We start from the raw sequence: 12,922 nt of genomic DNA, 5'->3' as shown, positions 1-12,922 counted from the left end.
CGCCTGATAGCGCCGGATTTTTTTATACGATCTGGCGGTCAACCCGCTCGGGATGACCCGCTGGCATTACTGGTAGAGACCCAGATTCGCTTTGGCGTAGGCTTCGAAATCGGTGCAGCCACCGATGTGCTGCTCGTCCAGGAAGATCTGCGGCACGGTATTGACCGGCTTGCCGGCGCTCTTGGCCAGATCTTCTTTGGTGATGCCTTCGGCATGGATATCCACGTAGCGGAATTTGAAGTCATCGCGCTGTTCGGTCAGCTGCTCGGCGATCTGTACGGCACGGACACAGTAGGGGCAACCCGGGCGACCAAAAATCACTGCAAACATATTTTCTCTCCGTTTTTTAAGCCGTTTATGTATGGCCGTTGATATGAGGCAGGCAACAGCATAGCCCTGCCTCGTGGCGACTTGAAGCCGAAATTATCGATACCGTGATTCGAGTGGGCCTATTGGCTCAGCTCTCATCGGCGATCTGGATCGGCTGCTGCTGATAGATGCTCTCCAGCACCCCCTTCTCGAATACAGTCCAGGGCCACGGCGCCTTGCTGGCACGGTAGCGCTCATGGGTGGCCGGATCTTGGGACAGGCCGCGCTGGAACATCACGAACGCCTTGCGCTGGCCGCCTGCCGTGTCGATAAAGCCCACCAGATTGGAGGTGCCGGTGATGGTGCCGGTCTTGGCGTGGACCTTGTTCTTCATCATGGGGGCGGTGACGCTGCGGCGCCACGCCAGGGTGCCATCCACCTGAGAGCTTGGCAGCAGCTTGATCAGGCCAAGTTCGGCATCATTTTTCTGGATGAAGTTCAGCACCGACATCATCTGACGGGCGCTGATGAGATTGTGAGCGGATAGACCGGAGCCGTCTGCCAAAGTGGCGTTGCCCAGATCGATGCCGTTCTTGGTCAGGATGGCGCGCACCGCCATGGTGCCGCTGCGATAGCTGCCCGGCTTGTTGTAGTAGTGACGGCCCACGGTTTTGAGGAAGGTATCGGCGTAGAGGTTGTCCGATTTCTTCAGCATCTTGGCGAGCATCACCGGCAGGGAGACCGAGTAGTGGGTGCCGAGGGTCTCTGCCCCTTCAGGGGCTTTGTGGGTGACCCGCAGCAGGCCATCATGCTTGATACCGGCACGGTTCATCGCCCAGCGGATGTTGTCCCAACCCCAGGCTTCCACATCGTGAATGGCGAAACGCAGTCCCTGCGGCTCCTTGTTCGGGGTGATGCAGCCCTTGAGCTCGTAGAAGTTGCCCTTGGCCATGTCCACTTCCAGTGCGCAGAACTGGCGCGCCATGTCGCCATAGCTCATCACTTCCACGTTGTCGGCACCGATGCCGATGGGCACGCCGGTAGCTACATTGCCCACCGCCGGTTTGCCAATCTGGGTGGCAGTGATGGTGCCGTAGGCGCAGTTCTTGTCGATGATGACCGAGGAGACGGGCGCAGCGAAGCAGAGGGTCTGATCCCCCCACGACCAGCCGTTGCCGCGCTCGTAGCCGTTGTAGGCGCCGGTGTTGACGTAGACATTGCCCTTGATGCTGCTGACGCCGAGCTGTTTGAACAGGGCCAGCAGATCCATGCGGGAGAGGGTGGGGTCGCCGACGAAGTTGATCCAGATATCGCCGTTGATGGTGTCACCCTGTTTGGCACCGGGTTGGGCCTGAATGTCAGTGGCGAAGCGGAAGTCGGCACCCAGCTCGAGGCGGGCCGCCAGCGCGGTGAGCACCTTCATGGTGGAGGCGGGGGCGATCATCTGATCCGCGTGGCGGGCGAACTCGACGCCGTTATTGCCCTGCACCATGATGGCGTACTGGCCACCCTGAGGGGGCGTCAGCGGGGCGGCATGAGCCGCCAGAGAAGAAAAGAGAGCACAAAAACCAATCAACAGCCGCTGCATAACATCCTCTAACGTGACGAAGGGGCCAGACCGATAGCACTGACCCTGATAATTCAACCTTGTTTCACCCGCCGATGCGGGATCGACGGGATAACGCAATTCATGCCATGTATGCCGGTCGCCATCATGTCATCGAGTTGGCGGTACGATAGCGACCCTCATAATCAAAAATTTTCTCTTTTATCTGCCAGAAGCGACCCGATTTGCGGGCGATGACAAAATCCGGATGACGGAACTGGCTTTGCGCGGCCAGCACGCTCGCCAGGGTGGCAAATTCGGGCTCCAGCCCCGGGGCGGGCCAATGATGACGCACAAAGTGCTGTTGAAACAAGCGCCGTGCGCCCGGGGAGTGAAATCCGAAGTATTCACTGAGGGTCAATCCATCCTCATCGTGGTAGGTCACCTCCAGCCGCTCCCCCTGTTTGCCGCGCCCTGCTGTGAGGGTTAGCCCCGCACAGCGGATCACCATACAATCCTTGAGATTGAGCGCCTCTTTGAGCTTGTCGTCAGGGTCCACCAGCAGCTGATCGCAGCTCTGGCAGCGGCGGGCGGCGATGTCGTTCTCCGCGCCACAGCCGGGGCAGATCTTGGCGCGAAAGCGGTAGTCGCACTCTTCACGGTTGCCCTCGTCATCTTCAAACAGCCCCTGACAGCGGCGTCCGTAGTGCTCGATCACCTTGCCATCCTCGTCGGTCTTGCCCCAGAAGGTGTTGGCAAAACCGCAGGCGGGGCAGGGTACTTGTACCGGCTCGGTACTGGCGTGGGGGCGAGGCTCCCCCACTTCGGGGGCGAACAGGTTGAAGTTGTTGCCCGCATAGTCGAGCACCAGACAATCGCTCTTGCCCGGCGAGAGGCGCAGGCCCCGCCCCACGATCTGCTGGTAGAGGGAGACCGACTCAGTGGGCCTGAGCATCACGATAAGATCGACATGGGGGGCGTCGAAGCCGGTGGTGAGTACCGCCACGTTGACCAGAAACTTGAGCTCCCGCGCCTTGAAGGCGCTGATAAGGGCATCGCGCTCCGGCCCCGGCGTCTCGCCGGTGATAAGGGCTGTCTGCTGGCCTCGGGCGCCCAGCAGACCGTGAATTTCGCGGGCATGCTCGACGGTGGCGGCGAAGATCATCACCCCCTGCCGGTCGGCGGCATACTCCAGCACCTGACTCAGGATATGGGGGGTGACCCGCTGCTGGCGCTTGAGCTCTCCGTTGAGATCTGCCTCGCTAAAGAGGCCGTTCTCCCGTGCCACCAGCTTGCTGAAGTCGTAGTGGACGATGGGGGCATCCACCATGCGCGGCGGAGTGAGGTAGCCGTTTTTCACCATAAAACGCAAGGGCAGCTCGAACACGCAGTCGCCAAACAGCCGCTCGCCGTGGCTCTTGACCATGCCGTGGTAGTGGCGCCGGTAGATCCAGCCCAGCCCGAGCCGATAGGGGGTGGCGGTGAGGCCGAGGATCTTGAGGGCGGGATTGGCGGCCTTGAGGTGGCCTAACACCTGATGGTACTGGCTGTCGTCATCGAGCGAGACCCGATGGCACTCATCGATGATCAGCAGCGAAAACGCCCCGTCGAAGGCCGCCAGATTGCGGGCGACCGACTGCACCGAGCCGAACACCACCTGGGCGCTCGCCTCCTTGCGATCCAGGCCGGCAGCGAAAATATCGGCCTTGAGCCCCCACGCCTCGTATTTAGCGTGGTTCTGCTCCACCAGCTCCTTGACGTGGGCCAGCACCAGCACCCGACCGCGCGCTTTGCGGGCCAGCTCGGCGATCACCAGACTCTTGCCGGCCCCGGTGGGCAGCACCACTACGGCGGGATCCGGGTGTTTGCGAAAGTGGCTGATCACGGCGTTGACGGCGTCGGTCTGATAGGGTCTGAGAACGAACATGCAGGCTTGGGTATGTCGATGTGGGGTGGTGCAAGATGGCGCCATTATAGGGTGCTTGCCGTCACAAAAACAGCGGGCCGGCATGATGCCGGCCCGCAGGGTGCTTGGGTGCTGATCAATGGAACGGGAAGATGTAGTTCATCCAGCTTGCCATGCGCAGCAGCACTTTGCGCATCACAGATACATGGTGGAAGTAGTGGGTATAGATGGCAGCCTGCCCGCTGGAGCCTGCAATTACCTGATACTTGGCCCACTCGGGGTCGGTGATGGAGATAACCACCGGCAGACGACCCGGGCGCACCGCAGTGGTTTGATCCAGCAGACCGGCGTTGGCCTGCACGTTACCGGCGGCAATGGCCGGAACCACGGCTGTCACCTTGCCTTTGAAGATCTTGCCGGGTACGCCATCGATCACCACTTCGGCCTCATCGCCCACCGCCAGTCTCTGCATGCTGTTCTGCCAGAACCAGCCGACGTAGGCGGTGTCATCCTTGTGGATGAAGGTCATCACCGGACGATACATGAAGGGGGTGGCGATCATGCCGGGGCGCAGGGCCAGCTGCACTACATGACCATCGCTCGGGGCATAGACCACGGTTTGGGACTGCTGGTACTTGGCTTCCATCAGCTGGGCTTGCAGATCGTTCAGGGTGGCTTTCTGCTGGTCAATCTGGGCCACGATGTCGTCCACGTTGGCCTGGGTGACGTCGAGGTCGCGCTGCTTGCCCACGCCACGGCGCATCAGGTCGCTGGCGCGATCCCGATCCAGCCTGGCGGAGCGCAGTCTCGCCTCGATGGACTTGAGGTGTTCGCGGTTGGATTCGACCCGTGCGGTGAGGCTCTCCACTTTCAGGCGGAACGGCTCGTCATCGATGCGAAACAGCACATCCCCTTTTTTCACCGGCTGGTTGGCCTGTACCGGAACCTCAACCACCCGGCCCTTGACCAGCGGCACTATGGGGGTGGAGACGTAGTAGTTGCGCGCCATCTCGGAGTAGGGGTGGTTGTAGTTCATCAGCATGATCAGGGTGCCGATGAGCAGCACGCCACCCAATGCTGCGGTGGGGACGGTCCACTTGTTGAGCGGGATGCGGAAGATTTTGAATATGGCGACACACAGCGCCGTGTAGGTCAGGATCAGTAGCAGGTCCATGGTTTATCCCTGTTGCTCACTCTGTTCGATAGTGTTGATACGGCTCTTCAGATCCGCCAACTCCTGCTTGAGGGCCGCCAGCTCCTCTTCATCTTTTTGCAGCCGCTGGCTAAAGCCCCAGCCGCGATCGGGGCGATAGATGGTTGCCCAGATCCAGAGGAAGGGCCACAGCACATGCAGGGTAAACAGGCTGACCCAACCTGCCACGTGAATGGCATCCTGATGAGGGTGATTCCGATGTTTGGCAATCTCGTAAGGAATATCGTGGATAACGATGACTCCATAAAAAATGACCAGCCCGACAAAGACGAGCAGACCAAGGGCAAAATAATCAAGGGCCATTTATAACCTCCACTGGCATGACGCACAGCTTAATCATTGGTTCCAACAAGCACTAAAGCAATTAAGAATCACACATTTATCGTCAGTTTGCCCGGAATCTTAAAGCTATTCGCTGTATTAAAGCTGAAGCCGTTCGACAGTTGTCTTATTAGTCTTTTTGTCATTAAAAAAGGCGCCATCAGGCGCCTTTTTTGTGCTGCTTTCGCAGCAATTTTTTGCTGTTTTACCCTTCGCTGGTACTGCTGACCAAGGGCTGGCGGAACTTCATCAGGAAGGCCACGGTAATGGCCGCCGTTGCCGTCAGGCCGATGATGGTGGAGGTTCCCATCTCCAGCCCGAACCCGATGGGGGCGTTGGCCAGATAGGTGATCACGACAGCAGTCATGAACATGGCGGGAATGGTGCAGACCCAGTGCAGCTTGCCCTCTTTGATGAGGTAGGCAGCCGCAGCCCACAGCATGATGACAGCGGTGGTCTGGTTGGCCCAGCCAAAGTAGCGCCAGATCACCCCGAATTCAGCCTTGGAGATGATGAAGCCAAGGATAAACATGGGGATTGCGATCAGCAGACGCTTGGCCAGCGGCTTCTGGGTCATCTTCAGGAAGTCCGCCACGATCAGGCGAGCACTGCGAAACGCGGTGTCACCGGAGGTGATGGGCAGGATCACCACGCCGAGGATGGCCAGAATGCCGCCCACGGTGCCGAGCAGGCTGGTGGAGACTTCGTGTACCACGGCTGCCGGGCCGCCGTTGGCCATGGTAGCGTTGAGCGCTTCGGTGCTGTCGTAGAAGGAGAGACCCAGGGTGCACCAGATAAGGGCGATGATCCCTTCACCGATCATTGCGCCGTAGAAGATGAAGCGGCCGGATTTTTCGTTCTGCATGCAGCGCGCCATCAGCGGTGACTGGGTGGCGTGGAAGCCTGATACCGCGCCACAGGCGATGGTGATGAACAGCAGCGGCCAGAGCGGCAGTTCGGTCGGGTGCAGGTTGGAGAAGTCCATCCCGGTGTTGTAGAAGCCTTTGCCGGAGGCGATCAGGCCAACGATGAGGCCGACCGACATGAAGACCAGCAGGGCGCCGAAGATGGGGTAGAAGCGGCCGATGATCTTGTCGATGGGGACTATGGTCGCGAGGATGTAGTAGGCAAAGATTGCCACGATCCAGTAGACCAGATCGGTGGAGGTGAGGTTGGCGAGCAGCCCTGCCGGGCTCAGCACGAATACCACGCCGACCAGCATCAGCAGCACCACGGCAAACAGGTTCATGAAGTGCTTGGCGGCGGTGCCCAGATGCTCACCGACCACGGTTGGCACCGAGGCCCCCTTGGCGCGTACCGACAGCATGCCGGAGAAGTAGTCGTGAACCGCACCGGCGAAGATGCAGCCAAAGACGATCCAGAGCATGGCGACCGGGCCGTAGAGGGCACCCAGGATGGGGCCGAAGATGGGACCAACGCCTGCGATGTTGAGCAGTTGAACCAGATAGACTTTCTTGTCCGACATCGGGACATAGTCCACCCCGTCAGCCATGGTGATGGCGGGGGTTTTCAGCTCGGGTTTCGGGCTGAATATCCGTTCGATGAATTTGCCGTATATGAAGTAGCCGGCCACAAGTAAGCCGACACAGAGGAAGAACCAGATCATTGCTACGCTCCTGCATTGTTATTTTTTAGTGTGCAGCGCGAGTCTAAAACGGTTGCACCTGACTGGCAGGTGAAACTCCCCGAGCGGCGCTTTGGCGCGCCGAGCGGTCGGCGGCTGTGATCAGGCGCACACTCCGCGGCTCAGTCCAGCCCCAGTTGATCTTTGAGCTCCTTGAGATAGCGACGACTGACCGGAACCCGGGCGCCGCTCGGGGTGACAATCTCTGCCAGCTGGTTATCCAGCAGCCGGATCTCGAAGATGGCGTTGGGGGAGACCAGATACTGGCGGTGGCAGCGCAGCAGCGGACTCTTTTCTTCCAGCGATTTGAGGGTGAGCTGGGTGTGGAACAGCTCACCCTGACAAGCTACATGGACCCCGCCAAGATCGGAGAAGGCATACTCCACCTGCTCGATGGGCAGCAGCCTGACCCGATTGTGCAGATAGCCCGGAATGTGTGCGATGGTGGGGGCCAGCCGCTCGATGGGCTGCGGGGAGATATCCTGCTTGAGGCGAGCCAGCGTCTTGGCGAGCCGGGCAGGCTCCACCGGCTTGAGCAGGTAGTCGAAGGCGTTCTCTTCAAAGGCCTGAATGGCATATTCGTCAAAGGCGGTGACAAAGACGATGCGGGGCAGGGGGTCGAGCATGGCGACCAGCTCCATGCCGCTCAGCTTGGGCATCTGGATATCGAGGAACACCACGTCGGGCTTGAGGCGCTGAATAAGCGGCAGCGCCTCGATGGCGTTGGCCGCTTCCCCCACGATCTCGATGGCAGGATCGCAGGCCAGCTGCTGCCTCAGCTCTTCGCGGGCGTAGTGTTCGTCATCGACTATCAGAGTGCGGATCATGGTTGCTCCTTGGGGATGGTGAACGACACCCGGGTCCACTGTTCCGGCTCGCACGCAATAGTCACGCCATAGCGCTCGCCAAAGGCGCTTTTCAGTCGCCGGTCTACGATGGTCATGCCCAGACCGTCGCCAGCGGGATGTGCTTGCCAGGTGCCTGCATTATCTTCCACATGGATGGTGACGCTGGTGGGATGCTCATCGGTCCAGAGGCGAATGCGCCCCTGCTCCAGCAGAGTCGAGATGCCGTGCTTGATGGCATTCTCGATCAACGGTTGCAGGGTGAAGCTGGGCAGTCGCAGTGTGGCCAGATGGGGCGGGATCTCGTTTATCACCGTCAGCCGATCGCCAAAACGGGCCAGCTCGATCTCCAGATAGGATTGGCAGTGCTCCTGCTCCTCCTGCAGGGTCGCAAGGCCGCTCTGGCGCTTGAGGTTCTTGCGAAAGAACAGCGACAGATGCAGCAGCAGATCCCGCGCCTTGTCCGGATCGCGCCGGGTGATGGCACTGATGGTGTTGAGGGTGTTGAACAGAAAGTGGGGGTTGATCTGGGCCTGGATCAGCTTGAGTTCGGACTGCACCAGCAGCCGCTGATGCTGCTCCAGCCGACCGGCCAGCAACTGCTGTGACAGCAGGTTGGCAATCCCTTCCCCCAGGGTGTGGTTGATCTTGAGAAACAGCCGCTTCTTCGGCTCGTAGAGCTTGATGGTGCCGATCACCCCCTTGTCCCCCTGCAGCGGGATCACCAGCACCGAGCCCAGCTGGCATGCGGAGGAGAGGCTGCAGCGATAGGGCTGGCTGTTGCCATCGGCAAACAGCACCTTGTTCTGGGCGATGGCCTGCATGGTGATGGCTGACGCGATGGGGGTGCCCGGCAGATGGTGATCTTCGCCGGTGCCGATAAAGGCGAGGATCTGCTCGGTGTCCGTGATGGCGACCGCCCCAACGCCGGTCTCCTCCTGAATGATGCGGGCAATCTTGTTGCTCGCCTGTGGGGTAAAGCCCTGACTCATGATCCCCACTGTACGGTTGGCGATATTGAGCGCCTTGGCGGAGAAGACCCGGGAGAACTTCTCATACATCCGCTGCTGGTCGCGGATCATGCTGATAAAGAGCGCCGCGCCGCAGGAGTTGGCGAGAATCATCGGGGTGGCGATGGTGCGCACCAGCAGCAGGGATTTGTCGAACGGGGTCGCCACCAGCAGGATGATGACCATCTGCATGATCTCGGCGTAGAGGGTGGTAAAGAAGGCGATACGCGGTTCAAACAGGGCATCCGTTCGCCCCGAGCGCATCAGTCGCCAGTGCACTATGCCCCCAAGCAACCCCTCGCAGGTGGTGGAGATAGCGCAGGCGAGATCGGTAAATCCCCCCAGCGTATAGCGGTGCAGACCACCGGTCAGCCCCACCAGAAAGCCCACCAGCGGCCCCCCCAATAATCCCCCCAAGACGGCGCCGACCGCCCGGGTGTTGGCGATGGCATCGTCGATATCGAGGCCTACATAGGTTCCGAGGATGCAAAAACATGAAAATATTATGTATATCAGTATCTTGTGAGGAAGCCTCACTGAATAGTTGGCAAGCGGGCGAAGCAGCGGGCTTTTCGAGAAGAGATAGGCGATCACCAGGCTGACGCTCATCTGCTGTAACAAAGAGAGAACCAACTGCATAAAAAACGCGCCTCATCAGCCAGCCTAAAAAACAACCAGCCCGTGAATAAGTGTGATCAGGATCTTGTTCTGTTGGCCCAACTGGGCGCAACGGGCCGTCAGTTTGCCAGAAAAACTGGATAAAACTACATTAAATCAGCATGTTAAATTGATATTTGTGTAAGAGGTGATGGATTGCTATTGATGAATGGAGCATGAATGTATCCGCCGGATACGCCACACGGAGGTGGCATGCTCCGCCCGGCCCCTTGGCTGGGCGTTTTTTATACATGGTCAGTTGGCAACCTTCTGATGGGGGTTTGAGCAATTATTCCGGTTTGTCCAATGAGTTATCCCCAGCTTCTGGGGATAACTCAGAATGCAAAGTAGTAACAGAAGCGGCGGGTCAGATTGAAGAACTGCCGCTGTCCCTCATCCAGCTCCTCCTGTTTGATAAAGGCACTGATGGTGCGTTCATCTTCCCGCAGATCGATCATGGCGACCGCTTCCGGCCGCTGGGCCTTGATATAGGGCAGGATCTTCGGCTTGAGGGGCATGGTGGGTTCGGTAGAGAGTACCAGCGCAATGCTCTCGTCGGAGAGTTTCACCAGGGAGCCCGGTGGGTAGACCCCCAGCACCTTGACCAGCAACTTGACCAGATTCTGGTCGAACTTCTTCTGGGATAACTTGTAGAGCTGGCTGATGGCCTGACTCGGTGCCGCCGGCGTGCCACTGTTGCGGGGATGAAGCAGCTCGTCGTAGAAGTCGACCAGTCCGATCAGCCGCGCCAGCGGCGGGATCTCCCCCCCCTTGATCCCCAGCGGATAACCGCTGCCGTCGAGCCGTTCGTGGTGCAGATGGGCTACCTGACGAATTTTGGGCTCAAAGGCATTGAGTTGGTTCAGCATGTCAAATCCGTACTGGGGATGCATCTTGAGGAAGTTCTGCTCGGCCTTGTTTAGCTCACCACGCTTTTGGGTGATCTGGCTGGGAATTTTCAGTTCACCTATGTCGTGGATAAGTCCCGCAAGGCCGGTCTCTTCCAGCTCGATGGGATTCATCCCCAATTCGCGGGCCATCAGCATGGCAATGAAAGCCACGTTGAGACTGTGCTGCAGCAGGACATCGGTGTGGGGACTACGGATCAGGTGGAGCCCGAGGGGGCCCTCGTGCTGACTAAGGGTGAAGGCGGCATTGCGGACGATCTGGGCGGTGTTGGCCAGCCCTTCATCCGGTTTGAGGTTGAGTGCCCCGAGCGCATCGCGCAGCTCGCTCATGGACTGGCCAAAGGCCTTGTCGGCGGCGCGCATGGAGCGGCGAAAGGCTTTTTCGTCAAAAGGGGGCGGGCCGGCATCAATCAGGGACTCCAGCTCTTCGAGATCGGGCCCGGCATCGGGGATATCGCCACGCAACAGTGGCTCGATAGGCAGATCGCTCTTGTCCGGATCCACCATCATCAGGCTCAGATCAAGGTGGCGGATGATATCCAGCTGCTGCTGATCTTTGATTTTGAAGGCATTGAACATAAACGGGTGGTTGGTCCATCCCGTGGGGAGATGGATATAGTGGCCTACTCTCAATTGCTCTATCGAGGCTTGGATCAGTGCCATCGGTTAACCTGCATTTCTGGAATGCCTACTCAACAAGCTAGCAAAATCCGATGGATAGACAACTAAAAAACCATTAAGGGGAGTGGGATCCCCCCGCGCTGTGATAAAGCGCACTAGCATCAGAGGGTTCTTAATTTGCTCTTAAGTTTTACTTCCTACGCTGGCCCCGTCGTTTTTGTTGGCTTGACCGGCCCCCTGCACTGCAGGCCGGTATGTAGGAGTTGTTTATGCGTGTAACCCTCGGTGTGCTGCAGACCAATCTGCTGCTTGTTCTCTTTTTCGCGCTGGTTCTCAACTGGCCAATCCTGTTGCACTTTTACACGGCGCTCAGTGAGCTGAGTCACGTCAAAGCCGGATTTGTCATTTCGATCCCGCTGGTGCTGATTGCGGCGCTAAATACAGTGTTTATTCCCTTCACGTTCCGGTTTGTGCTCAAGCCGTTTTTTACCGTGCTGATCCTGAGTGGCTCCATCGTCAGTTACGCCATGCTCAAATACGGCGTCATCTTTGATGCCGGCATGATCCAGAACATAGTAGAGACTAACAGCGGTGAGGCGGGGGCCTATTTGAATGGTTCGGTTGCGCTCTGGTTTCTGCTGACCGGGCTGCTGCCTGTTCTGGTGCTCTGGTCACTGCGGATCCGCTATCCGGCTCGCTGGTATCAGGGGTTGGCGTTGCGGACGGGTGCACTGGCTATCTCTCTGCTGTTTATCGGGGGCGTCGCGTCACTTTACTATCAGGATTACGCCTCGGTCGGGCGCAACAACAAGTCGCTGGCCAAAGAGATTGTGCCAGCCAACTATGTGCACGGCCTCTACAAGTATGGGCGGGATGTGCTGTTTGCCACGCCGATCCCTTACCAGTATTTGGGGACAGATGCCAGGGTGGTGGCACGGGGAAGCAAGCCGACTTTGATGTTCCTGGTGGTGGGTGAGACGGCGCGCAGCCAGAACTACTCCCTTAACGGGTATGGCAAGGCGACCAACAGCTTTACGGCAAAAGAGCAGGGGGTGGTGTCGTTCAGAGATGTGCGTTCCTGCGGTACGGCCACTGCGGTCTCGGTGCCCTGCATGTTCTCCAACCTCACTCGCCGCGGTTACGATGAACAGCTTGCCAGCTCCCGTGACGGCCTGCTCGATGTGCTGCAACATGCCGGTGTATCTGTGCTGTGGAAAGAGAACGATGGCGGCTGCAAAGGGGTGTGCCGCAATGTACCGACCATCGAGATCCTCCCCAAATCCTATCCTGCGCTCTGTCAGGGGGAGTCCTGCTATGACGAGGTGCTGCTGGAGGGGCTGGATCAGCAGATTGCCGGCATGAAGGGCAACAAGCTGGTGGCTTTTCACCTGATGGGTAGCCATGGCCCGACCTACTATCGCCGCTATCCTGCCACTGATCGGGTATTCGTGCCCGACTGCCCGCGCAGCGACATCGAAAACTGCAGCAACGAAGAGCTGGTCAACACCTATGACAACACCATCCGCTACACAGACAAGGTGGTGGGGCTGCTGATAGACAAGCTCAAGTCGCTGGAGAGCCAGTACGATGTGGGACTGGTCTATCTCTCCGATCACGGCGAATCCCTTGGGGCTATGGGGCTCTATCTGCACGGCACGCCCTACAAGTTTGCGCCGGATGATCAGACCCGGGTGCCGCTGCTGACCTGGTTCTCGCCCCAGTTACAGGCCGATCGCCAGCTTGATATGGGTTGCCTGGCGGCGGAGGCGAGCAGTCAGCGCTTCTCCCATGACAACCTCTTTCACTCCATGCTGGGGATCATGGATGTGCAGACGAGTGTTTACGACAACAAGCTGGATCTGTTCAAGCCATGTCGGGCGGGCTAAACCGCTAGCAAGCACACAATAGAAAACGGCAGCCACTGGCTGCCGTTTTGTTATC

10 protein-coding genes are annotated in these 12,922 nt (G+C 58.9%); 1 reads left to right on the top strand and 9 read right to left on the bottom strand.

Going from position 1 to position 12,922, the window contains the following annotated elements; translation table 11 throughout:
- Positions 1-66 precede the first annotated feature (66 nt).
- From G5179_RS16615 to G5179_RS16575, 9 genes are all read right to left on the bottom strand, one after another.
- Positions 67-363, bottom strand: a complete 297-nt coding sequence (locus G5179_RS16615; protein ID WP_223849348.1) for a GrxA family glutaredoxin — start codon at positions 361-363, stop codon at positions 67-69.
- A gap of 94 nt (positions 364-457) precedes the next feature.
- Positions 458-1,897 (bottom strand): D-alanyl-D-alanine carboxypeptidase/D-alanyl-D-alanine endopeptidase, encoded by a 1,440-nt coding sequence (gene dacB / locus G5179_RS16610; RefSeq protein WP_058056004.1) that lies wholly within the window; start codon positions 1,895-1,897, stop codon positions 458-460.
- 124 nt (positions 1,898-2,021) lie between these two features.
- Positions 2,022-3,782 carry a DEAD/DEAH box helicase gene (locus G5179_RS16605; RefSeq protein ID WP_421258750.1) on the bottom strand — a complete coding sequence of 587 codons (1,761 nt, stop codon included), beginning with the start codon at positions 3,780-3,782 and terminating at the stop codon, positions 2,022-2,024.
- A 115-nt stretch (positions 3,783-3,897) separates the two neighbouring features.
- Positions 3,898-4,935: an HlyD family secretion protein gene (locus G5179_RS16600; RefSeq protein ID WP_075115488.1), complete on the bottom strand. Its 1,038-nt coding sequence runs from the start codon at positions 4,933-4,935 to the stop codon at positions 3,898-3,900.
- A 3-nt stretch (positions 4,936-4,938) separates the two neighbouring features.
- Positions 4,939-5,277: a DUF3302 domain-containing protein gene (locus G5179_RS16595; RefSeq protein ID WP_005337862.1), complete on the bottom strand. Its 339-nt coding sequence runs from the start codon at positions 5,275-5,277 to the stop codon at positions 4,939-4,941.
- A gap of 223 nt (positions 5,278-5,500) precedes the next feature.
- Complete coding sequence (locus G5179_RS16590) at positions 5,501-6,922, bottom strand: carbon starvation protein A (RefSeq protein WP_216954174.1); 1,422 nt, start codon at positions 6,920-6,922, stop codon at positions 5,501-5,503.
- 140 nt (positions 6,923-7,062) lie between these two features.
- The gene (gene btsR / locus G5179_RS16585; protein ID WP_216954173.1) at positions 7,063-7,767 is read right to left on the bottom strand and encodes a two-component system response regulator BtsR; all 705 of its coding nucleotides are present in this window, start codon (positions 7,765-7,767) and stop codon (positions 7,063-7,065) included.
- Positions 7,764-9,434, bottom strand: coding sequence for a LytS/YhcK type 5TM receptor domain-containing protein (locus tag G5179_RS16580; RefSeq protein WP_421221455.1), 1,671 nt, complete (start codon positions 9,432-9,434; stop codon positions 7,764-7,766). The genes btsR and G5179_RS16580 overlap by 4 nt, the downstream gene beginning before the upstream one ends.
- 353 nt (positions 9,435-9,787) lie before the next feature.
- Positions 9,788-11,023 (bottom strand): HD-GYP domain-containing protein, encoded by a 1,236-nt coding sequence (locus tag G5179_RS16575; RefSeq protein ID WP_216954168.1) that lies wholly within the window; start codon positions 11,021-11,023, stop codon positions 9,788-9,790.
- Between the two features lie 227 nt (positions 11,024-11,250).
- Here G5179_RS16575 and G5179_RS16570 point away from each other — a divergent pair, with 227 nt between their 5' ends.
- A complete protein-coding gene (locus G5179_RS16570) occupies positions 11,251-12,867 on the top strand; it encodes a phosphoethanolamine transferase (RefSeq protein WP_216954166.1) in 1,617 nt (538 codons plus the stop codon).
- Positions 12,868-12,922 lie beyond the last annotated feature (55 nt).

This window comes from Aeromonas sp. 600886, assembly GCF_049174935.1.
Taxonomy (GTDB): Bacteria; Pseudomonadota; Gammaproteobacteria; order Enterobacterales; family Aeromonadaceae; genus Aeromonas; species Aeromonas veronii_A.
The sequence above is the reverse complement of the archived record's forward strand: the minus strand, read 5'-3'. Positions and strand labels throughout refer to the sequence as shown.